The sequence below is a fragment of the Rhizobium sp. Leaf262 genome (genome assembly GCF_001422245.1).
Taxonomy (GTDB): Bacteria; Pseudomonadota; Alphaproteobacteria; order Rhizobiales; family Rhizobiaceae; genus Agrobacterium.
Window position 1 is genome coordinate 217,565 of the sequence record NZ_LMMM01000007.1, and the last position, 22,646, is coordinate 240,210.

Consider the following 22,646-nt stretch of genomic DNA (forward strand, 5'->3'; position numbering starts at 1 on the left):
TGTCCCGAGGATCTATCCACGTTTGATGTTGGGGTTCGTTAGACCCTCGGGACAAGCCCGAGGGTGACGGAGAAGGATGATGCAGATTTGGGCCCTATCTCCTCTCCCAACATGAGAACACAGCGTTCATCATCAGACCCTCAACAGCCTCCCAAATCGTGGTAATCTATCCGCCAGTCACGCAGGAGATTTGCCATGTCGTTTTTTCCCGGAAGAGACCCCGCCGCAGGCGATGCCTTTGCCTGCGATGCGATCGAAAATCTGATCATTCCGCGCTCGAGCGATATTGGTGGCTTTGCCGTGCGGCGCGCGTTGCCGACGCGGGATCGTCGGCTGGTGGGTCCGTTCATCTTTTTCGACCGCATGGGCCCTGCCATTTTGAAAGCCGGAGAAGCGCTGGATGTGAAGCCCCATCCGCATATCGGGCTTTCCACCGTGACGTATCTGTTCGACGGCGAGATCAAGCATCGCGATAGTCTCGGCACCGAACTGACGATCCGCCCCGGCGATATCAATCTGATGACCGCAGGGCGCGGCATCGTGCATTCGGAACGCACGCCGGAAAATCTGCGCGGTCAGCCGCTGTCCATGTCAGGGTTGCAGACCTGGCTTGCCCTGCCCGACAAAAAGGAAGAAATCGCGCCGGAATTTTCCCATACGGGACGCGATGCCATGCCGATGATCGATGACGCCGGTGTGTTCGGGCGGGTCGTGATCGGATCGTTTGCGGGTGCCGCTTCTCCGGTCAAGACGCTGACAGATACGCTTTATGTCGACCTGACCTTGAATGCGGGCGCGAAATTTCCCTTCGGCGCAGATCACGAGGAGCGGGCGATCTATATTCTCTCTGGTTGTCTGGAAGTGGCAGGCGACGTGTTTGCAGCCGATCAGCTGATCGTCTTTCGCGCGGGCGACGACATCACGCTGAAAGGCGGAATTAGTGGATGCCACATCATGATTTTCGGTGGCGCGGCGCTGAATTCCAAACGTTATATCTGGTGGAATTTCGTTTCGTCATCAAAAGAACGCATAGAACAAGCCAAGCAGGAGTGGAGAACGGGGCGGTTCGACATCGTTCCGGGGGATGAGGAAGAGTTTGTCCCTTTGCCGCAGGCTTGAAAATCGTTAAAAGGATTTAAATCTTGCCGAAGGCCGCGCTACACACCATCTGGTAGCAAGGAATTGAACGATAGAGACGAAGGCCGAACGATTGACCGGAATGCCAGAGACACCATTGCTTGACCGGGTGAAATTCCCATCCGACCTCAAGTCGATCGATGATCGCGACCTGCCGCAACTGGCCAGGGAATTGCGTGACGAGATGATCGACGCCGTTTCGACCACCGGCGGGCATCTGGGTGCAGGCCTCGGCGTTGTGGAGCTGACCATTGCCATTCACAAGGTGTTCAACACGCCGGAGGATCGGCTGATCTTCGATGTCGGCCATCAGTGCTATCCGCATAAAATCCTGACTGGCCGTCGAGACCGCATCCGCACCCTGCGGCAGGAAGGTGGCCTGTCCGGCTTCACCCGCCGCGCGGAAAGTGAATATGACGATTTCGGCGCTGGCCATTCGTCCACTTCCATTTCTGCCGGTCTCGGCATGGCGGTGGCAGCAGAGCTGGATGGCAGCAACCGCAAGGTCATCTCAGTCATCGGTGATGGCTCCATGTCTGCTGGCATGGCCTTCGAGGCGCTGAACAATGCCGGTGCGCTGGACGCGCGCCTCATCGTCATTCTCAACGATAACGACATGTCGATTGCCCCGCCGACGGGTGCCATGAGCGCCTATCTGGCGCGTCTGGCGTCCGGTCGCACCTATATGGGCTTCCGCGATTTCGGCAAGAAGCTGACGGCCTATCTCGGCAAGACCATCGACCGCGCCATTACCCGTGCCGTGACCCATGCGCGGGGTTATGTCACCGGTGGAACGTTGTTCGAAGAGCTTGGCTTCTACCATATCGGCCCCATCGACGGTCATTCCTTCGACCATCTTCTGCCTGTCTTGCGCAATGTGCGCGACAACCAGAAGGGTCCGGTGCTGATCCATGTGGTGACGCAGAAGGGCAAGGGATACGCGCCTGCCGAAGCTGCTGCCGACAAGTATCACGGCGTCAACAAGTTCGATGTCATCACCGGCGCGCAGGCCAAGGCCAAGCCGAATGCACCGAGCTATACCAGCGTCTTTGCCGAAGCGTTGATCCAGGAAGCGACGCTGGACGACAAGATCGTCGGCGTCAGCGCCGCCATGCCGAATGGCACGGGTCTGGATAAGCTGGCCGAACTCTTCCCAACCCGCAGCTTCGATGTTGGCATTGCCGAGCAGCATGCGGTGACCTTTGCGGCGGGCCTTGCTGCGGATGGCTACAAACCCTTCTGCGCGCTCTATTCCACCTTCCTGCAACGCGGTTACGACCAGCTCGTGCATGACGTGGCCATTCAGGGTCTTCCCGTCCGCTTCCCGATCGACCGCGCCGGTTTCGTCGGGGCTGACGGCCCCACCCATTCTGGTTCGTTCGACACGACCTTCCTGGCGACCCTGCCCGGCATGGTGGTGATGGCAGCGGCTGACGAGGCTGAGCTGAAACATATGGTTCGCACGGCTGCCGCCTATGATGAAGGCCCGATTTCCTTCCGTTATCCGCGTGGTGAAGGTGTTGGCATCGAGATGCCTGCGCGTGGCGAAATTCTGGAAATCGGCAAGGGCCGGATTATGAAGGAAGGCTCCAAGGTCGCGTTGCTCTCCTTCGGCACGCGCCTTGCCGAATGCCTGGCTGCTGCGGAAGATCTGGATGCGGCTGGCCTTTCCACGACGGTCGCAGACGCGCGCTTTGCCAAGCCGCTCGACCTTGATCTCATTCGCCAACTGGCCAGCCACCACGAAGTTCTCGTCACCATCGAAGAAGGTTCGGCAGGCGGCTTCGGCGCACATGTGCTGCATTTCATGGCCAGCGCCGGTCTTCTCGATACGGGCCTCAAGGTCCGCACATTGACGCTTCCCGACCAGTGGGTCGAGCAGGCCAAGCCGGAAATCATGTATGCCAATGCGGGGCTGGACCGGGCGGGCATCGTGTCGACTGTCTTCAACGCTTTGGGACAGAAGCAGTCGGGCCTCGGCGTCGCCGCGTCCTAGTGGCATTGTCGATACCGGATGACGACGAGTTATGCGCTGTCGTCGGAACAAGAAAAAAGCCACCGGATCGCTCCGGTGGCTTTTTTCGTTTCAAGCTGTCAGATTGTCTCAGAATTCTTCCCAGTCCTGTGTAGCAGGCTGAGCTGCAGCCGCAGCTGGGGCAAAGGCGCTGGCGAGGCTCTGTCCCAACGCGCGGGCTGGAGACGGAACCGCACGGGCGGTGGGCTGGGCAATTTTCGCAGCAGGCCGCGGCTTGGCTGCGAATGTCGGCTTGGGCGCAACGGCTGCAGAGCGTGGTGCAGCGGGAGCGCTGGAAGGTGCGAACGCCGTCGTGCTGCGCGCCATGCCACCCAGCTTGAACTGGCCGATCAGGCTGTTGAGCGCTTCGGCCTCACGTGCCAGCGCGTGGCTTGCCGCAGTCTGTTCTTCGACCATGGCCGCGTTCTGCTGCGTGCCCTGATCCATGGTGTTGACCGCAGTGTTGATCTCCTGCAACCCGGTTGCCTGCTCGCGTGCCGCTGTGACGATGGTGCTGACATGCGAGTTGATTTCCTCAACCTCGGCAATGATGAGCTGCAACGCCTTGCCGGTTTCACCAACGAGGTTGACGCCATTTTCGACCTGTGCGCTGGATGCACTGATCAGCGACTTGATTTCCTTTGCGGCATTGGCAGAGCGCTGTGCGAGTTCACGCACTTCCTGCGCGACAACGGCAAAGCCCTTGCCTGCCTCTCCGGCACGGGCCGCTTCTACACCCGCGTTCAGGGCCAGAAGGTTGGTCTGGAAAGCGATGTCATCGATGACACCGATGATGTTGGTGATCTCGCCAGACGACTTTTCGATTTCCTGCATGGCGGCGACGGCCTTGCGAACGACGGTGCCGGAGTTTTCAGCTCCTGCCCGGGCACGCTGAACCAGAGCACTCGCCTCTTCTGCACCCTTTGCGCTGTCGCGTACGGTGGTCGTGACTTCTTCAAGTGCAGCAGCCGTCTCTTCGATGGATGCGGCCTGTTGTTCGGTACGGCGGGAAAGATCGTCGGCAGAGGACAGCATTTCGGCAGCCCCGGCATGGATGGCCGCAGCGTTTTCGCCGACGTTGCGCATCGCGTGCTGAAGCTTGTCCAGCGAGTTGTTGAAGTTCAGGCGCAATGGTTCGATGAAATCGGTAAACGGTGTTTCGATCCGATACGCCAGATTACCGTCAGCCAGAGCTTCGAGACCCTTGGCAAGCTCATCACGGGCAAAGGCCTGTTCAGCTTCGGCGCGTGCCTTTTCTGCTTCGTTGCGACGGCGGTCGGCTTCGGTGGCGTTGCGCATGCGGTCGCCTTCGTCAGCCAGGCGCGATTTTTCGATGCCGGCTTCCTTGAAGACCAGAACGGCCTGCGCCATCTTGCCCACTTCGTCGCCACGGTCGAGCGCTGGAACGTCAACGGACATCTCACCACCGGCCAGACGACCCATGGCATCCGTCATGGCCACGATGGGCGTCACGATGGCTCGCGAGAGCAGCCAAATCAGGAAGACAGCGACAACACCGGCAATCGCGCCACCGCCCAGCAGGGCGATCTCAAGATTGTTGTGGGCCTTCTCCTGCGCAGCGACCTGACTTGCGGAGGCTGCGTTCAGCTGATCCTTGATCTTGGCGGCGGCCGCACGGAAGCTGTCGAGCTGACCCTTTGCCTGATTGCGACCAATTTCGATGATTTCGGAGATCGGCGCTTCGGTGTTCTTGCGGGCTGCCATCTGCGGCTCTGCAAGTTCCTTGTAAAACACCGTGGCAGTCGCTTCCATCTCGTTGATGGACTTGATGATCTCCGGTTCGTTGGCGGCCAGTGCGCGTGCGTCGTTCAGTTTCTTCAGCATCAGCTCACGCTGTGCTGGCACGTCCTTGTATGTGCTATCGCTGCGAAACAGCAGGAAGCCGCGCTGGTTGACGGCCTGTTCCAGCATCGCCGCCAGGGCGCCATCGACGTTCTGCATGATTTTGCCGGTGTTGGTCTGCTGCTCGGAGACCGACTTCGCTTCCATCGTCTGCAGGAAGACAAAAGCCGACGCCACGAGGCATACGCCCATCAACGCAATGAAGGTGATGACCAGTTTGAGGTTAATGGGAAGATTTTTCAATGACATCGAGAGCTCTTTCGACACACTTCCGGCTGGACTGAGCATAAGGCAGTCCGGGCACACGGCACGATATTGATCAGGGAGGGCCGCCATCATGGCAGAAGCGGATGACTTCACATCCGACTTTGCCGCACACTGCAGCAAAGCCGTTTATTTTCGCTTAAATCGGAGAATACTAATTTTCGATGTTGCATTCATGGATTTAGTGGCTGCCGATTCCGTTCTTTCGCCGCACAAAAGGCTTGCACTGCGGGCATTTGACAGTCATTGACACGGCCATGTCTAATTCATCTGAAAATCACCGGCTGGACCAGCTTCTGGTATCGCGCGGCCTGTTTGCCAGCCGCTCCCGCGCACGCGATGCAGTGGAGCGCGGCACCGTGCGCGTCAACGGCAAGGTCGTCACCAAGCCCAGCCTGACATTTCCCGGAAATGTCGTCTTCGAAATCAGCGATCCTGCGCAGGACTATGTGTCACGCGGGGCGTTGAAACTGGTCGCCGCACTCGACCATTTCCAGCTCGATCCACGCAATCTCGAATGTCTCGATGTCGGCGCATCCACGGGCGGCTTCACCGAAGTTTTGCTGAAGCGCGGCGCGTCCCACGTCACCTCCATCGATGTCGGCCACGGGCAAATTCATCCGCGCATCGAAAACGACCGACGCGTGACCAGTATCGAAGGTTTCAACGCCCGCTTCCTGACCAGCGACGATATCGACAATCGGCCGATCAGCTTCATCGTGTCGGACGTGTCCTTCATTTCGCTGAAGCTGGCGCTCGCCCCTGCGCTGGAACTGGCAGAGCCCGGCGCGCTTGCCGTGCTGCTGGTGAAGCCGCAATTCGAAGCCGGTCGCGATGCGATCAGCAAGGCCGGTCTTTTGAAGGAGCCGGAAACCGCGCCCGAGGTTGCCGCAGAGCTTGAGCGCTGGCTGGTGGAGGACATGGGCTGGGTGAGCCTCGGCCTCATCCCCTCCCCCATTGCTGGTGGTGATGGCAATGTCGAATTCCTTCTCGGAGGCAAAAAGCCATGAGCACTCAGACCTTGAAGATACAGAATCTGGGCGCGCAGGGCGATGGCATTGCCCACTGTCCCGAGGGCACGGTCTACGTGCCCTTTACACTGCCGGGTGAAACGGTAGCCGTTGCCCGCGTCAAGGACCAAGGCATGGTCATGTCGATTGCCGAGGCCGCACCCGAGCGGCGAGAGCCTGCCTGCCGCCACTTCGGCCCGGATGGCAAGAACGGCACCTGTGGCGGCTGCTCATTGCAGCATATGGCCGATGAGTCCTACCATGTCTTCAAGCGCAGCCTTGTGGTTGCCGCGCTGAAGTCCAAGGGGCTAGAGGCTGAAGTGGATGCGCTAGTGCACTGTCGTCCGGGCGAAAGACGCCGTGTCGTCTTTACCGCCCGCAAAACGGAAAAAGGCCTCCTTCTCGGTTTCAGCCAGGCCGGCAGCCATCACATCGTTGCCATCGAGGAATGTCCCATCGCGTCGGATGGTATCGTCTCGCGTCTAGACACCATCCGCGCTATTGGTCTGCCGCTCGTATCGAGTGCAGAGCCATTCCGCATCACTGTGATGGAAACGCGGACCGGGCTCGATATTTCCTTTGAAGGCATCAAAGCGCCAAACGACAAGCAGCGTAGAACGGCGACGGAAATCACACTGTCCATGCGCGGCATTGCGCGCGTTTCGATTGCCGGTGAAATCCTGATCGAGCCACAAAAGCCGATGATCGATTTCGACGGCGTTATGATTTCGCCGCCGTCTGGCGGCTTTGCGCAGGCCACCAAGCCAGCGGAAGATGCGATGGCGGAACTGGTGCTGGCGCATGTCGGCAAATCCAAGCGCATCGCCGACCTTTTCTGCGGCTCCGGCACATTCGCACTGCGGCTTGCCAGTCTTGGCAAAGTGCATGCGGTGGAAGCCGAGGACAAGGCGCTAAAGGCGCTGGATCTCGCGGCCCGTAACACGCAGGGACTGAAGCCGGTGACGATTGAAAAGCGCGACCTGTTTCGCCATGCGCTAACCGTCAAAGAATTGAAGAACTACGATGCCGTGGTTTTCGACCCACCACGCGCGGGTGCCGAAGCCCAATGCAAGGAACTGGCGAAGAGCAGCGTCAAGAAGATCGTTGCCGTCAGCTGCAACCCGCTGTCGCTGGCCCGCGATCTGGCCATTCTGGTTGAGGGCGGTTATCGCGTCACCAAGGTGACGCCTATCGACCAGTTCCTGTGGTCGCCGCATGTGGAAGCGGTTGCGACGCTGGAGAAGTAGGGCTTAGCAGCCCTCCCCTCCGTCATCCCGCACTTGATGCGGGATCCAGTGCGATCAAGTCCTTGATCGCAAAAGACTCTTTTGCGCCGCAGACGCGACGCTGCTGGATTCCGGCTCAGGGCCGGAATGACGAAAGAAACGATCCCTTACCAAGCCGTATCGATATTGCCATTCCCCACCACGCCATCGCAGCGGCAGCGTCCGCCGACGCGGCCCTGCTGCACCGGGCAGACGTAAGGGCGGGAACGATTGGCGCTATCAGGCGGCGTCACTACACAGACGAAGCGCGGGCGGCGACGGTCATTGTTGTTGCGGTTGGATTGCCCGGCCTGGCTGTTAAAATTCTGCACCTGGATGACATCGCTCTGTGCTGGCTGCGACATCAGCGGCGGCTGGAAGCTGGCCGCTTCTGCGAGGCTGGAGAGGGACATGAAGGCAAGCGTTGCGAAAACGATATTGCGCATGGTGGCGGCTTTCTTGAAAGGCGGGCGTTGTTGCGCAAAGACTAAACAGCCTTGTTTTGCAATTCCATAAGAGATGCCAATTTTCACCAGCCACGCTTAACGGCGCATGAATGCCTCAAACGCCGCCCTGGCTTCGGCGCTCTGCAATTGCGCGGCAAAATGCACGATCTCTGCATCGATCCTTGCCCGCACCTCAGCGCCATCGCCGCGCAAAAGATCACGAGCGATCTTCAGTGCCTGCGGTGGTTTTGCGGCAAGCTTTGCGGCAATCTTCAAAGTTTCAGCTTCGACCTCAGCTTCCGATACGACTTTCCAGATCAAACCGGCCTGCAACGCTTCGTCCGCTGAAAAGCCTTCGCCTGCGGCCAGCAGCGCGAAAGCGCGTTGATGGCCCATGATGCGTGGCACAAGCAGGCTGGAAGCCGCTTCCGGCACCAGCGCCAAGTCCACGAAAGGTGTCTTGAACAGGCTGCGGCTTGAGGCAACGGTCAGGTCGCAATGCAGGTTGAGCGTCGTTCCAATGCCGATGGCCAAGCCATCGACGCCGGAAACGATGGGTTTGCCGACGCTGACGAGTGCGTGCAGGAAATCCCCCGCTGCCAGCCGTCCTTTTCCGCCGGACATGGCAAAGGCCATGAAATCGGCCATGTCATTGCCAGCTGTAAAGCAGCCTTCAGAGCCAAGGAAAGCGATGGCACGGATGTCCGTATCCGCATCGGCTGCCTGCAAGGCCCCGATCATGCTGCGATACATCGCGTCCGTGATGGCGTTCTTCTTGTCCGGGCGGTTGAAGCGGATGACCTGTACGCCGGGTGCGGTTTGCGGACGTTCGACAAGAATATGGTCGGCAGACATGGGAACTCCTTAACCCAGCACGGCACGGGCCGCTTCAAGGCTCGCGGCACCGGATATCACGCGGTCTTTCAAGGCAGATATTTCCGCCAGAAGATTTTCGGCGGTGAAGCGGCACAGCGCAGTGCGGCTCGCCCCCTGCCCGTCATCAACCGATGCCAGCGCACCCTTGGCCAGATAGGCTCCCGTCAGCGTCAATCCAAACAGACGCTGGTATGGCGTGGCACCGGCCAGTGCCGCAGATGTTTCGCCCTTCGCGACCGCATCCAGCAACCACTTAGTCGCGTCTTCCAGATCCGTGATGCTCTGGTCGAGATAACGCCCGGTCTCGCCAAGCTCTGGCGTGTTGGAAGCGTGAACGGCCTGCGCCTGTTCTTTCAGCTCTGCAATGAAACCGCGAACCTGCGCGCCCTCGGAGAGCGGCAACTTGCGCATGACGAGGTCGATGGCCTGAATGCCGTTGGTGCCTTCATAGATCGGCGCGATGCGGGCGTCGCGTAGGTAACGGGCCGCACCTGTTTCCTCGATAAAGCCCATGCCGCCATGGACCTGAATGCCGAGAGAAGCCACGTCCACACCGGCATCGGTGGAGAAGGACTTGGCAATCGGCGTCAGAAGGGCTGCGCGCTCCTGCCAGAACTTGCGCTCGGTGGCATCGGTCTTGGCGTGGCTCATGTCGATGGCGTGCGCGCAGGAAAACGAGATGGCGCGCGAGCCCTGCGTCAGCGCTTTCATCGTCAGCAGCGTTCTGGCAATATCGGGATGTTCGATGATCGGGCTCATGCCGGTCGCCTTGGTGCGCGGTGCCTTGCCCTGCGTGCGATCCCTAGCATAGGCGATGGCCTTTTGCGTCGCCGCCTCGCAAATCGCGACACCCTGCATGCCGACGGCCAGACGCGCATTGTTCATCATGGTGAACATGCAGGCAAGGCCCTTGTTCTCCTCACCGACAATCCAGCCGATCGCACCCTTTTCAGCGCCGTAGCGACCATCGCCAAAGATCATCGTGCAGGTGGGAGAGCCGTGAATGCCGAGTTTGTGCTCCAGCGCATGGCAGAACAGATCGTTGCGTTCGCCGGGATTACCAGCCGCATCGGGAAGAAATTTCGGCACCAGAAACAGTGAAATGCCGCGCGTTCCGGCGGGCGCATCCGGCAGGCGTGCCAGCACCAGATGGATGATGTTGTCGGCTGCGTCGTGTTCACCCCAGGTGATGAAAATCTTCTGACCGAAGATGCGGTAGCTGCCGTCACCGACGCGTTCCGCACGCGATTTCAGCGCCGCGAGATCGGAGCCGGCATGTGGCTCAGTCAGGTTCATCGTCCCGGTCCAGACGCCGGACACCAGCTTTTCCAGATAGGTGGCCTTAAGGTCGTCGCTGCCGTGCGTGGCGATGGCTTCCACAGCCCCCATGGTGAGCGTCGGGCATAGCGCAAAGGCCATGGAGCCGGAGTTCCACATTTCCAGTGCGGCGACATTCAGCAGATGCGGTAGGGCCTGCCCACCGAATTCTTCCGGTGCGGTCAGGCCGTTCCAGCCGCCTTCGGCCCAACGGCGATAAAGATCGGCCCAGCCATCCGGCGTGCGCACCGCGCCATCCACCAGCTTGGAGCCTTGTTTGTCGCCAATCTCGGCAAGCGGTGCGACCTCATCGGTGGCGAAACGACCGGCTTCATGAAGAATGGCATCGACGGTATCTTCGTCGAGATCACCGAACGCGCCGTCATCCAGCGCTGATTTGAGACCTGCCACATGTTTCAGCGTAAAAGCGATATCGTCGACCGGTGCGGTATACATCCTGCCTCCTCCCGAAGCGTCTGCCTGCAATGCGATTGCCTTCGGGCTAAATGATTTTTACGTAAACGTCAATTTGAAAAAGTTGCGGTGCGATCAACTTTCCCTGTCATCGGGTGGTTATGGGAGGCCGCGGCGCACAGCATTCGCTGCCCCTGTAATCAAACTGTCACAAAACTCTGGTCTGCATGATATCGTCGCAAAAGCGGGATATTTTACCGCTGCCTGCCGCGATTGCCCCTTCAGGATAACGCCCATGGATATTCCGCATCCCGCCATTCCCGGTCTCGTCTGGGCCTATCGCTTTCGCCCCGGCATCGAGCCCTGCACCCGGCTTGCGCCCGATGTGCAACTGGCCGAGCTTCAGACGGAAGACGGTTTTTTCTGGCTGCACCTCAATCTCGCAGATAGCCGTGTTGCCAGCTTTCTGGAAAACATGCAGGGGCTGGACGAGAGCATCAAGGGTAACCTCACCACCCATGAGACCCACCCGTCCATCGTGGTGGATGATGGTGCGCTTTATGGAACGTTGGTGGATTTCCAGCGCGAGTTCGATCAGGAAACCCGCGATATAGGCTGGCTGCATTTCGCGCTGGGTGAACGCTACATTATCACCACGCGCCTTCAACCGCTGCGCTCCGTGGATCGGCTGCGTGCCGCCATCGATAAGAACCCGAAGCGCTACTCCACGCCGTCCCATGTCTTTGAAGGACTGGTGGCGGAATTTCAGCGCAGCCTGATCGCGCTCGTCATGGAGACGACAGAAGAGCTGAATGCCATTGAGGACTTTGTCTATGACAGCACCCCGCGCGATGAACGCCGCAGGCTTGCCCCCGTGCGCCGCACGGTCGTGCGCCTTCACCGGCATTTGCGCACGGTGCTGACCCTGATGCGCAGAGCCTCTGCGGCGGATGATGAGGAAATGCCTTTCGGCTTTGAAGAGATTGCTGCCCGACTGACCGGCCGGCTGGAATCCATCGATCACGATGTCTATGCGCTCCAGGAGCGGGCGAGACTGCTGCATGAAGAAGTGGATTCAAAGCTTTCGTCCGAAACCAACCGTCACCTTTATATTCTATCGCTGATGACGGCGTTTCTTCTGCCGCCGACACTGGTCACCGGCTTTTTCGGCATGAACACAGGCGCCCTGCCCTTTACCGAGGGCACCAGCGGCACGATATATGCGGCCAGCTTCATCGTGGCTTCGATCCTCTTTGCCTGGTTCATCCTGAAACGCGTCGGCATTCTCTAATGCAAAACGCCGCCCGGATGGAGCCGGACGGCGTTTCTTTCTTCAGGTAATCAATCAGCCGTAAGGCGAGTAGCAGGTCTGGCGCGGGCCGTTATAAGGCTGGAACGTGTTGCTATAGGCATCATAAGAGCGATAACGACCGAAGCACCAGTTTACATGGCTCTGGCTGAGACCTGCACGACGTGCCGGACGGTACTCGCGGTATACAGGGCGAGGACGATATTCCGGCACGGGGCGATAGACTTCACGTGGCTGGGCAAGAGCACCGCCTATGATCGCACCAGCGCCAAAGGCGGCCAGCGGGAACCAGTAACCGTTGTGGTGACGATAACCGGGGCGGTAATCGCGATAGCCGCGATGGCCACGATAATAGCCGCCGCCGTAGTCGCGACGATAGCCACGGTCACGCCAGTATTGCACGTTGACGACGCCGTCATTGGCCTTATCGACCACAGGCGGGGTTATCGTCATCGGCATAGCCTGCGCCGGGACGACGGAGCCTGCCGCTGTCAGAGCCGCGAAACCGGCAGCCCAGAGAGTTTTCATATAGTTTTGCATCTGATTTCCTCCATCCACGTCCGGCTACTCTTCCGGCTCATTGTGAACAACGACGATGTTTTTCTCTTTATTCAAGCTCACCGGAGGTGAGGTATTTATATGTACTCAGGTTATAAATGGATAGCTGAACCCAGCATTAACGATGTGTTCACAGTCACTTGATGGGTACCAATAAATAAAACAGAAGAAGCCCGACATGAGCCGGGCTTCCCTTTACGCTAACAGCTTATGGCGATACGCACTGGCGGCGTGGGCCATTGTTCGGCTGGAATGTGTTGTCATAGGCGCGATACGACCGGTAGCGGTTTGCACACCACTGCTGGTGGCTGCTGCCGTAGGATGGGCGCTGCTGAGACATCGCGCCGCCGATGATAGCACCTGTGGCGAACGCTGCCAGCGGGAACCAGTAGCCATTGTGCTGGCGATAGCCGCGACGATATTCCCGGTAGCCGCGGTGACCATTATAGTAACCGCGTCTCGAATCCGAGCGGCGGAAATCACGGTCGCGGTGACGATAGGCGCGGTCACGGTAGAAACGGCGCTCACCATCGCGGAACTGCACGGGAACGACGTCCTGGGTCGTGGTCTGAATGGGCTTTGCCAGCGGAACCGGTGCCTGAAAGGCCTGCGATGGTGTGAAGCTGGTCATAAGCATGACGAAAGCTGTTGCGAGGCTCGTCTTACGCAAATTCAGCATGAATTTCCTCCGTTGTGGACACGACGCGTTGAACCGCGTTTCGATGAGCAACTAACGGGAAAACTCTAAGTTGGTTCCATTGTGCAAAATGGAACCAAGTATAATCAGGCTTCTACTTGCACATCCGTCAGCGGACGCGAGCAGCAGGCCAGGATATAACCCTCCTCGATGTCTTCATCGAGAATGCCGCCATTGTGGTTCATCTCCACTTCGCCGGAGAGCTTCAGAACACGACACGTTCCGCAGATTCCAGACTCGCAGGCGGCACCGATGCGCACGCCGGCCGACCGCGCGGTCATCAAAATCGTCTGGCCCGGCTGGCATGGCACATCCTTGCCGGACAGGGTGAAACCGATCTTCGCCAGCACTTCGCCATCATCAGGCAGATCGCTTTCGCCGACAGCAACCGGCATGGCCGGAGAGAAGCTTTCCTGATGATAGCGCGCCATATCGAAGCCGGACGCTTCCAGCATGGAGCGGATGGCGGCCATGAACGGCTCCGGGCCGCAGCAGAATACAGTGCGGTCCATGAAGTCATGCGACAGCAGCGCGATCTTGGCCTTATCCACCATGCCCTTCAGCCCCGACCAGAGATCGGTGCGGCCGCAATTTTCGACGATGAAGCCGAGCGACAGGTTGGGCATGAAGCGGGCAAGATATTCCAGCTCGTGCCGGAAAACGATGTCGGAGGGTGAGCGCGAGCAGTTGATGAAGGAGATATCGCTTTGCGGTGCGCGGTCGCTCATATCGCGCACCATCGACATCATCGGCGTAACGCCGGAGCCTGCCGAGATGAACAGATACTTTTCGCCCGGATGTCGCACATAAGAGAAGTCGCCCAGAGGCCCGAGCGCACGGATGCGCATGCCCGGCTTGAGGTTGTTGAACATCCAGCGCGTACCGACGCTGGTGGCCTGCGCCTTGACGGTGACGGCCAGAGCATAGGGACGCGACGGGCTGGATGACAGCGTATAGGTGCGAAACAGCGGCTCCGGCCCCACCGGGAGTTCCAGCGTCACGAACTGGCCGGGCAGATAGCGAAACCAGTTCGGGCCTTCGGAGCGGAACAGGAACGTCATGACGTCAGGCGTCTCAGGCGTGACCGAAATACATTCCAGCATATGGAGCTTGTCGCTCCACGGCTTCATTTCATCGATATGCTTGTATGTCGTCTTCATGTTCATTGCGGTCATGCGACAGCCGAGAGTTTTTGCTTGTCGCCCGAGAGACGGTCGATCATGAAATCTGAATACCAGTTCACGAACTGCATGACGCCGCCCTCATCTTCCATCGAATAAGGGCCGGGCTCATAGGCAGGCGAGCGGATGCCGAAAGCGTTTTCTTCAACGATGCGGCGGTCCTGATCGTTGGTCTCGTTCCAGACATGCGTCAGGTCTTCCAGATCGTAATCCACACCTTCCACGGCGTCCTTGTGTACCAGCCACTTGGTCGTGACCTGCGTTTCCTGCGGGCCGAGCGGCAGCACGCGGAAGGAAATCAGGTGGTCGCCCAGGAAGTGGTTCCAGGTCGTGGGGTAGTGGAACAGAAGCAGCGCGCCGATATGATCGATGGTCACATCGTCAGACAGCGGGCGGCGCACGGCGCGCTTTCCGGACATCGTGTAGCTCTCCGCTTCGCCGATCAGCGGCATGCGGGCCACGCGGAACTGACCCTTAGGGTCGATCTTGAAGCGGCTGGGCAGACCGGCAGCTTCGCAGCGCGCCCAGTGGCCGCCGATTTCCGGATCGCTCGCGCCGCCATCTGTGCCGGTCACGCTGGGGTTTTCCGGGTAGGTGCGGCAGAGTTCCGGGTGATTTGCGGCGCAATGGTAGCACTCGCGGTTGTTTTCCCACACCAGCTTCCAGTTACCCTTTTCGATAATGGTGCTTTCATGGGCGACCTTGGCCTCCCAGATGCGGTGGGGAGCCATATAGGCTTCAACCTCTGCCCGCACGGGTGCGAAATCCATCGGCTCATTGGCCAGACAGATGAAGACGTAACCGGCAACGGATTCGCAGGCTATCGGCTTCAGGCCGAAGTTTTCCTTGTTGAAATCCTCGCCCATGTGGCGGGCAAACAGCAGCTTGCCATCCAGATCATAGGTCCACTGGTGATAGGGGCAGACGAGACGGGCGGACTGGCCCTTCTGGCTGGTGCAGACGCGTGAACCGCGGTGACGGCAGGAATTGTGGAAGGCGCGGATGGTGCCATCCTTGCCGCGGACGATGACGACGGCATATTCGCCGATCTGCACGGTGAGATAGGTTCCGGCCTTCGGCACTTCGCAATCATGCGCCACGAACAGCCAGTCGCGGTACCAAATGTTTTCCATATCCAGCTGGAAATACTCTTGATCCACGTAGAAAGGCTGCTCCAGCGTGAAGCCCTCACGACGGTTTTTCAGTTGGCGCAATACGGTTTCACGCAAATCCATGGCCATGTCCTCGAAAAGTCGCGGCGCGCCTCCAGAGCATCTTCCCGCGTTAACTGGAATTATCTAACCATTCGCACCGCGCTTCAGCACCACATACAGCGACATCGGCTTCCGCATTGGCGACAATTTGCGACATGTCGCATAAAGGCAATAGCCCGTAATTTCGTTTCGAAAACAGCGGCTTATTGTCCGTTTACCGGAAAAATCCGTCGCAATATGACGCAAAAGACGCCGTTGCCAATCCTTAACATCTACCATGCCGCAACAAGGGATTTTTAACCCCCTTGCCTTAAAAACATGTGGACAGGCAACAGGAGTTCTCCCGATGGAGAAGGGAACGCAAATCCGCTACTTTGATGCGAACGCACGCAAGGTGGCACCTGCTCGGTCCAAAACCGCCCACTCGGATTTTTTGCGCACTGGTAAAATTGCCCGCTATGAGCAAAAATTCATACCGCCCGAGCCCCGCTATCTGACGCATGATCAGGTTGCGGAAATCACCGGTCGCAAGCTTCAGGCCGCCGGAGAAATGACCCATTCCCGGCTCGATTCCTTTCACAGTTCGATCCGCTTTCCCAAAATGGTGTTTCACCGCACCATCGAAGAACTGCCGCATCTGGGCTACTGCCATGTGACCGCGTCCCGCACCAGTTTCGATGCGCGCACGCCGGTGCTGTTTTCCTTCTACTTCGCCAATTTCTTTTCCGAACTGTGCGGCGACGAGCAATTCTTCGAAAACATCGATCCGCGCCAGTCGCGCATGTATTTCGCCATCGCCATGGATATGGCCAGTGACAAAACGGTGCAGATTAACAAATCCGTCCATCGCGATGGTCTACTGTTTCGCACCAGCGACCCGAAAATTGCGCTCAAAAACGTGCTGATGCTGGGCACGCGCTCCAATGAAATGCGCAAGTTCATCCGCACACTCTAGGCCTGCGCCGCAAACGGCTTTCCAATCCGGCTGAAAACCTCTAAAGCATGCCGCGCAAAACCGTGCGGCGCTTGTCAGCGACGCGCATCATTGGGTGCAGCATTTATGGCGCGTCATATACACATCGGACAGGACAGGCAGACGGCGCTTCGCGAGGCAGTCGACGTGCTGTCGTCCGGCCATCCTGTCGCCATTCCGACAGAGACGGTCTATGGCCTTGCCGCCGATGCGACAAACCCTGCTGCCATTACCCGCATCTACGAAACCAAGGGCCGCCCGCAGTTCAACCCGCTGATCTGCCATATGGCCAGCATCACCATGGCGGAAGAGTACGCGATCTTCGATCCGATCTCGCGTAAACTGGCCGAAGCCTTCTGGCCGGGACCGCTGACACTCATCCTGCCGCTAAAGCCGGGACGCACGATCCATGCACTGGCGACGGCGGGGCTCGATACCGTCGGCATCCGCATTCCAAAGGGTTTTGCGAGCGACCTGATCGCCGCTTTCGGAAAACCGCTGGCCGCCCCCAGCGCCAACAGTTCCGGCAAGATCAGCTCCACCAGCGCCGCCCATGTGGAGGCGGATCTTGGGGGGAAGGTCAGCCTTATCCTGGATGGCGGCTCCGCACCTGTCGGCGTGGAATCCACCATCATCAAGGTAGAGGCCAACGGCACCGTGCGGCTGTTGCGGCCCGGTGGGCTCGTCGCAGAGGAGATCGAACGGGTCATCGGCCTCACGCTCATCCGCCCGGAAAAGGCATCCGCTGCCATCGAAGCCCCCGGCATGCTAGCCTCGCATTATGCGCCCGGTGCATCCGTGCGGCTGAATGCTATGTCCGTCGAAAAGGGCGAGGCGTTGATCCGTTTCGGTGGCAAGCCTGTCGCCGGGGAAGAGGATGCAGCAATCGTCCTCGATCTCAGCGCCAGCGGCGATCTTGCGGAAGCGGCGGCCAATCTCTTCGATCACCTCAAGACGGCCGATGCCAGCGGTACTGGTAGCATCGCGATTACGCCTATTCCTGAAACAGGACTTGGCGAAGCCATCAACGACCGGCTGGCGCGTGCCGCAGCCCCCCGCCCCTGACAAATCCCCGCGAGGACCTCATGACGACGATTGCTCTGCCCGATGATCTGATCCAGCGTTTCGTGACCATCGTCGGTGAGAAAAATGCCGTGCGCGATCAGGCCGATCTGGCCCCGCATCTGGTGGAAAATCGCGGCCTCTATAAAGGCGCCTCGCCGTTACTGCTGAAGCCGGCCACGACGGAAGAGGTCGCAGCCATCATGAAGCTCGCTAGCGAAACCGGCACGGCCATCGTTCCACAGACGGGTAACACCGGCCTTGTCGGCGGGCAGACGCCGCGCAGCGATGCCAGCGACGTCATTCTGTCTCTGGAACGTATGAGCCGCGTGCGCGATATCGATCCCGTCGCCAATGTCATTGTCGTGGATGGCGGCTGCATTCTGGATACCGTCCATCAGGCTGCCGACAAGGTGGAGCGCATGTTTCCTCTGTCGCTGGGGTCGCAAGGCTCCTGCCGCATCGGCGGCAACCTCGCCACAAATGCAGGCGGCACCGCTGTTCTGGCCTATGGCAATATGCGGCAATTGTGCCTCGGGCTTGAGGTCGTTCTGCCGACGGGTGAAATCTGGAACGGCCTTCGCCGCCTTAAGAAAGACAATACGGGCTATGATCTGCGCGATCTCTTCATCGGCTCGGAAGGCACACTGGGCGTCATTACCGGTGCCGTGCTGAAACTGTTTCCGAAGCCAAAGGGCCACCAAGTTGCCTTTGCAGGGCTCAACTCACCAGAAGATGCCCTCACCTTGTTCGACCGCGCCTCGACGCTGTGCGGTGCGGCGCTGACCGGCTTCGAACTGATGCCGCGCATTGGTATCGAGTTCACTGCCAAGCATATTCCCGGCGTGCGCGATCCCTTGGACACGCCACATCCGTGGTATGCGCTGATCGACATCTCGACGTCTGACACCGCAGAAACCGCACAGACCATGATCGAGACCCTGCTGGAGCAAGGCTTCGAGGCCGGTATCGTGCAGGATGCGGTCATTGCCGCCTCCGAAGCGCAGCGTCAGGCGCTATGGCACATGCGCGAAAGCATGTCGGATGCGCAAAAGCCGGAGGGCGGCTCCATCAAGCATGACGTGTCCGTGCCTGTCTCGAAAATCCCTGAATTCATGGCGGAAGCCGAAGCTGGCGTTTTGCAGGCTATTCCGGGTGCGCGCATCTGCGCCTTCGGGCATTTGGGCGATGGCAATATTCACTACAACATTTCCCAGCCTGTTGGTGCTGACAAGGCCGGGTTCATCGCCCGCTGGCGCGAGATCAACCACATCGTCCACGGCATCGTGCTTTCTCATGGTGGTTCGATTTCTGCCGAACACGGCATCGGTCAGTTAAAACGTGACGAGCTTGCCGATATTCGCCCCGGTATCGAAATGGACCTGATGCGCCGAATCAAGACAGCCTTCGATCCCGCAGGCGTCATGAACCCGGGCAAGGTTGTTCGGATTTAGGGCGGGTGTACGCGCATTCTGGCCCGCTGACGTGACCTGATCCCGACACGGCTTTCGCGTCTTTTCCCATCATCCACGCTCATTTTTGGCTTTCGCAATTTTACCGATTGCGGACGCGCTTTGCACTGCGCAAGCTGCTTTCAGGCGGAACCTGCGGGGGCAAGGGAAGCGCGGCAAGATGCAGCATGACCGGATTGAGGGATGATATTGGCTGACCGGCTGCCATAAAAAGCCAGCGTGCCAATTCAGGAATTCGAAACCCTATCAGTCTGCGTTTTGCTAACCATTTGGGAATGCAAAGTTTTCTTAACCTCGATTTTTAAGCTGTATCGAACAAGCGCCCGCTATCTTCTCCCTATCAGAGGACGAAAAGTCCCGGACGAGACCATGAAACGGCTCTCAGGTAAAACAAGGATAGCATGATATGACCAACACTGTTCTGAAGCCCGAATGGGCAGGCGCTACTCTCCGGCTAGACCCAACGCGGTTTCCGCAGCAGCTCACCTATGGTAAGGACAAGGGTTCAGCCGATGTCGCTATCACGCTCGACGAGCGCGGCGCAGTCCTTCGCAAGGTTTTGAATTCCAGCGGCCTTCCGCTTTCCTTCGCGCTTCCGGCACGCGCCTTCAAGGGTGTTGCCGCCCGCGCCATCGACCATGGTGACGGACAGGTCACCGTGACGCTCGAACTTCATCATGACGATCCTGACCTGTGCATTCCGCTGCTGGTGGCGCACGACCTGTGCGACATCGCTGCCGATTGGCGCAGCTGGTCGGAAAAGTATCGCATTCCCATGCTGATGGTCGAAGCCGATGGCGTTGCCCGCCCGCTGGAAGACCATCTCGGCAATGTCCGCACCAAGACAACGCGCCCACGCCGCCGTCATTCCTACTTTGCAGACCGCCGCCCGCGCTTCCTCGTGCGCCGCAGCACCGGTTCGCTGGGCATGACCATGCGCATTCAGGGCAAGGAAATCATCGCCCGCAGCTGATCCACCATGCTGCGGATAAAAGAAAAACCCGGCGCGTTGAAAGACGCAGCCGGGTTTTTCGTATCAGCCAATCACCAGCGGCAAAAGCAGACCGGCGAAAATCAGGAGACCAACGCGGTTGTTGGATTTGAACAGCGCCAGGCATTGTTCGACATTGTTGATATCCAGCACCTTCACCTGCCGAAACAGCAGGAAGGCGGAAACGAGAAGGCCGAGATAGCCGATCCAGTTAACACCCGCCGTCAGGAACGCCAGAAAGATGAAGATTAGGGCTGTGCCATAAAGACCGATCAGCCAGCCATGTGTCCTATCTCCGAACAGAAGCGCGGTCGAACCGATGCCGGCTGCCGTGTCGTCTTCACGGTCCTGATGGGCATAGATTGTGTCATAACCGATCGTCCAGGCGATAGCGCCGACGTACAGCAGCAACGGTGAGACGGACAGCGATCCGAATTGACCCGCCCAACCCATCAGCGCACCCCAGGAAAAGGCGAGGCCGAGAAAGAACTGCGGCCAGTTGGTGAAGCGCTTGGCGAAGGGATAGATCGCCACGAAGACCAGCGAAGACAGGCCGACGAGAATGGCAAAACCGTTGAAGCACAACAGCACCGCAAGCCCGACCAGCGCCTGAATGACGATGAAAATCTTCGCCTGTTTGCGGCTGACGCGACCCGATGGCAGGGGACGCGAGCGGGTACGCGCCACCGCCATATCGATCTTGTGATCGACCAGATCATTATAGGTGCAGCCCGCACCGCGCATGGCGACAGAACCGGCAAAAAACAGGAAGAGGTGGAAGAACAACAGGCCCCAGGAAAAGGTGCCGAGATGCATCGCGGCATTGGCCGCCATCGCTGCCGACCAGAAGCACGGCCACATCAGCAATTCCCAGCCGATGGGGCGGTCCCAGCGGGCCAGCTGCGCATAGGGCCAAAGGGTCCTCGGCAACATCCGATAGACCCAATTGTTGGATGGCGCGTCGGAAACGCGGCCGGAAAGATCACTTTGGTCAACCATATCAAGCGTTCTACGCTTGGCGTTTACAAAGCGTCAAGCAAAGACCGCAGGTGCGAAGTCGCACCCCATCAAAACAGAACTTTTTCCAATGGTGGCCGTGTCTTTTCGAAGTTCAGCAATCGCGCTTCGTTGCGTGCAATGTAGTCGCGATTATCCGGAACCACATCTTTGCGTTTTGCTAGCTGTATCTGGAAAATATAGAAATTCTCGTGGGTAAAGGCCATTTCAGACCCGGCCAGATAGAATTCCCACATGCGGAAGAAGCGTTCGTCGTAGAGAGCGATGGCCTCTGCCCTGTTGGCGACGAACCGTTCCCGCCATGCACGAAGCGTGTGGGCGTAATGCATCGGCAGGATTTCGATATCGCGCACCAAAAGGCCCGACTTTTCAACCGCTGGCAAAACCTCTGCCAGTGAGGGGATATAGCCGCCGGGGAAAATATATTTTTCGATGAATGGATTGGTGGCGAGTGCCGGATAGGGCTGGCCGATGGAATGCAGCAGCATCACGCCGTTTTCAGCCAGCAATTCTGCGGCCTTGCCGAAATATTCGCGGTAATGGGTTGGCCCGACATGTTCGAACATGCCGACTGAAACGATGCGGTCGAAAGGTCGCGCAGCAGACAGATAGCGATAATCCTGCAATTCGAAACGCAGCTTATCCGCCAACCCCCGTTTCTGCGCTCGGTCGCGCGAGACCCGCAACTGTTCTTCGCTGAGCGTGATGCCGGTTACGTCCACATCGGAGCTTTCGGCCAGATACATGGCCATGCCGCCCCAGCCGGAGCCGATTTCTAGAATGCGCTGGCCCGGTTGTGGCATCAGCTTTGCCGCAATGTGCCGCTTCTTGGCGACCTGTGCTTCATAAAGGCTGATGCCCGGCGGATTGAAATAGGCGCAGGAATATTGCCAGTCCTCATCCAGAAACAGATCGAACAGCTTGGCGCTGAGATCGTAATGGTGGGCGACATTGTCCTTGTTGTGATTGACCGGCAGATGCATCTTGATGCGGGCGGCAATGATGCGTGCCATGCCGCGCCAGATCATGCCGAAGGTCAGGGCTTCGCTCAGCGTGTTGCTCTTGATCAACGCCAGAAAGTCATAGATGTCGCCTTCAACGACAGCCATGCGACCTTCCATGAACATTTCGGCCAGCTTCAGCGCGGGATCGGCGGCAATCTCATCCATCGCGGCATTATCGGTGAAGTTGAGAGCGACCTTTTTGCCGGTACCGTCGCCAAAGACATGAAGACCATCGGGACCGGTGACGACAAGATTGCCGGTCTTGACTATTTTTCCAAGCAGAGCATGCAGAGACGAGGCCATTTCACCCCCAATAAGCTAAGTCTCACTTATCAATTGAATGCTAAGCTACCGCTTTCATGCAAAGTTTCAAGCGGGGGTATTTTCAAAAATATTGAATGATTTCAGATTGGTTTTTTGGGTTGTTTTGGGGTTGAAGGATGGAAAGGGTGGTGGGTGTGGCTTACCCCCCTCTGGCCTGCCGGCCATCTCCCCCACAGGTGGGGAGATCGACTCGTGGATAGTTCGCGGCCATCTCGAACGCTGCGGCTGAGTGGGGGCC

20 protein-coding genes are annotated in these 22,646 nt (G+C 58.7%); 10 read left to right on the forward strand and 10 right to left on the reverse strand.

The window, feature by feature from the left end; translation table 11 throughout:
- Nucleotides 1-195 precede the first annotated feature (195 nt).
- Nucleotides 196-1,119, forward strand: coding sequence for a pirin family protein (locus tag ASF29_RS10050; RefSeq protein ID WP_062450541.1), 924 nt, complete (start codon nt 196-198; stop codon nt 1,117-1,119).
- A 91-nt stretch (nt 1,120-1,210) separates the two neighbouring features.
- On the forward strand, nt 1,211-3,133 hold the full coding sequence (gene dxs / locus ASF29_RS10055) for a 1-deoxy-D-xylulose-5-phosphate synthase (RefSeq protein ID WP_062450542.1): 1,923 nt from the start codon (nt 1,211-1,213) through the stop codon (nt 3,131-3,133).
- Between the two features lie 108 nt (nt 3,134-3,241).
- Here dxs and ASF29_RS10060 read toward each other — a convergent pair whose 3' ends face one another.
- The gene (locus tag ASF29_RS10060) at nt 3,242-5,263 is read right to left on the reverse strand and encodes a methyl-accepting chemotaxis protein (RefSeq protein ID WP_062450543.1); all 2,022 of its coding nucleotides are present in this window, start codon (nt 5,261-5,263) and stop codon (nt 3,242-3,244) included.
- Between the two features lie 88 nt (nt 5,264-5,351).
- Between ASF29_RS10060 and ASF29_RS24325 the strand changes: the two genes are divergently transcribed.
- The 3 genes from ASF29_RS24325 to ASF29_RS10070 are packed head-to-tail and all read left to right on the forward strand — an operon-like array spanning nt 5,352 to nt 7,535.
- Nucleotides 5,352-5,528, forward strand: coding sequence for a hypothetical protein (locus ASF29_RS24325; protein WP_156462599.1), 177 nt, complete (start codon nt 5,352-5,354; stop codon nt 5,526-5,528).
- A 7-nt stretch (nt 5,529-5,535) separates the two neighbouring features.
- On the forward strand, nt 5,536-6,288 hold the full coding sequence (locus ASF29_RS10065; protein WP_062450544.1) for a TlyA family RNA methyltransferase: 753 nt from the start codon (nt 5,536-5,538) through the stop codon (nt 6,286-6,288).
- Nucleotides 6,285-7,535 (forward strand): class I SAM-dependent RNA methyltransferase, encoded by a 1,251-nt coding sequence (locus ASF29_RS10070; RefSeq protein ID WP_062450545.1) that lies wholly within the window; start codon nt 6,285-6,287, stop codon nt 7,533-7,535. The genes ASF29_RS10065 and ASF29_RS10070 overlap by 4 nt, the downstream gene beginning before the upstream one ends.
- A gap of 146 nt (nt 7,536-7,681) precedes the next feature.
- Here the strand turns inward: ASF29_RS10070 and ASF29_RS10075 are convergent, their stop codons facing one another.
- From ASF29_RS10075 to ASF29_RS10085, 3 genes are all read right to left on the reverse strand, one after another.
- A complete protein-coding gene (locus tag ASF29_RS10075) occupies nt 7,682-7,999 on the reverse strand; it encodes a hypothetical protein (protein ID WP_062450546.1) in 318 nt (105 codons plus the stop codon).
- A gap of 96 nt (nt 8,000-8,095) precedes the next feature.
- Nucleotides 8,096-8,854, reverse strand: coding sequence for a crotonase/enoyl-CoA hydratase family protein (locus ASF29_RS10080; protein WP_062450547.1), 759 nt, complete (start codon nt 8,852-8,854; stop codon nt 8,096-8,098).
- Nucleotides 8,855-8,863: 9 nt separating this feature from the next.
- A complete protein-coding gene (locus ASF29_RS10085; protein WP_062450548.1) occupies nt 8,864-10,648 on the reverse strand; it encodes an acyl-CoA dehydrogenase in 1,785 nt (594 codons plus the stop codon).
- 253 nt (nt 10,649-10,901) lie between these two features.
- On the opposite strand from ASF29_RS10085, the gene ASF29_RS10090 reads away from it, so the two are divergent.
- Nucleotides 10,902-11,897, forward strand: coding sequence for a transporter (locus ASF29_RS10090; protein WP_062450549.1), 996 nt, complete (start codon nt 10,902-10,904; stop codon nt 11,895-11,897).
- Nucleotides 11,898-11,951: 54 nt separating this feature from the next.
- Here the strand turns inward: ASF29_RS10090 and ASF29_RS10095 are convergent, their stop codons facing one another.
- From ASF29_RS10095 to ASF29_RS10110, 4 genes are all read right to left on the reverse strand, one after another.
- Complete coding sequence (locus tag ASF29_RS10095; RefSeq protein ID WP_062450550.1) at nt 11,952-12,455, reverse strand: BA14K family protein; 504 nt, start codon at nt 12,453-12,455, stop codon at nt 11,952-11,954.
- Nucleotides 12,456-12,681: 226 nt separating this feature from the next.
- Nucleotides 12,682-13,152, reverse strand: coding sequence for a BA14K family protein (locus ASF29_RS10100; RefSeq protein ID WP_062450551.1), 471 nt, complete (start codon nt 13,150-13,152; stop codon nt 12,682-12,684).
- Between the two features lie 104 nt (nt 13,153-13,256).
- Entirely contained in the window at nt 13,257-14,336 is a 1,080-nt protein-coding gene (locus ASF29_RS10105; protein WP_062450587.1) for a hybrid-cluster NAD(P)-dependent oxidoreductase, read from the reverse strand.
- 5 nt (nt 14,337-14,341) lie between these two features.
- On the reverse strand, nt 14,342-15,586 hold the full coding sequence (locus ASF29_RS10110; RefSeq protein WP_062450588.1) for an aromatic ring-hydroxylating dioxygenase subunit alpha: 1,245 nt from the start codon (nt 15,584-15,586) through the stop codon (nt 14,342-14,344).
- 325 nt (nt 15,587-15,911) lie between these two features.
- Between ASF29_RS10110 and ASF29_RS10115 the strand changes: the two genes are divergently transcribed.
- From ASF29_RS10115 to ASF29_RS10130, 4 genes are all read left to right on the forward strand, one after another.
- Nucleotides 15,912-16,520: a DUF6656 family protein gene (locus tag ASF29_RS10115; protein ID WP_062450552.1), complete on the forward strand. Its 609-nt coding sequence runs from the start codon at nt 15,912-15,914 to the stop codon at nt 16,518-16,520.
- Between the two features lie 105 nt (nt 16,521-16,625).
- Nucleotides 16,626-17,603 (forward strand): L-threonylcarbamoyladenylate synthase, encoded by a 978-nt coding sequence (locus ASF29_RS10120; protein ID WP_062450553.1) that lies wholly within the window; start codon nt 16,626-16,628, stop codon nt 17,601-17,603.
- 20 nt (nt 17,604-17,623) lie between these two features.
- A complete protein-coding gene (locus ASF29_RS10125; protein WP_062450554.1) occupies nt 17,624-19,054 on the forward strand; it encodes an FAD-binding oxidoreductase in 1,431 nt (476 codons plus the stop codon).
- A gap of 424 nt (nt 19,055-19,478) precedes the next feature.
- Nucleotides 19,479-20,045, forward strand: a complete 567-nt coding sequence (locus ASF29_RS10130) for a DUF6101 family protein (protein ID WP_062450555.1) — start codon at nt 19,479-19,481, stop codon at nt 20,043-20,045.
- Between the two features lie 63 nt (nt 20,046-20,108).
- Here the strand turns inward: ASF29_RS10130 and ubiA are convergent, their stop codons facing one another.
- Both ubiA and ASF29_RS10140 read right to left on the reverse strand, forming a co-directional pair.
- Nucleotides 20,109-21,062: a 4-hydroxybenzoate octaprenyltransferase gene (gene ubiA / locus ASF29_RS10135; RefSeq protein WP_062450556.1), complete on the reverse strand. Its 954-nt coding sequence runs from the start codon at nt 21,060-21,062 to the stop codon at nt 20,109-20,111.
- 68 nt (nt 21,063-21,130) lie between these two features.
- Nucleotides 21,131-22,387, reverse strand: coding sequence for a cyclopropane-fatty-acyl-phospholipid synthase family protein (locus tag ASF29_RS10140; RefSeq protein WP_062450557.1), 1,257 nt, complete (start codon nt 22,385-22,387; stop codon nt 21,131-21,133).
- Nucleotides 22,388-22,646 lie beyond the last annotated feature (259 nt).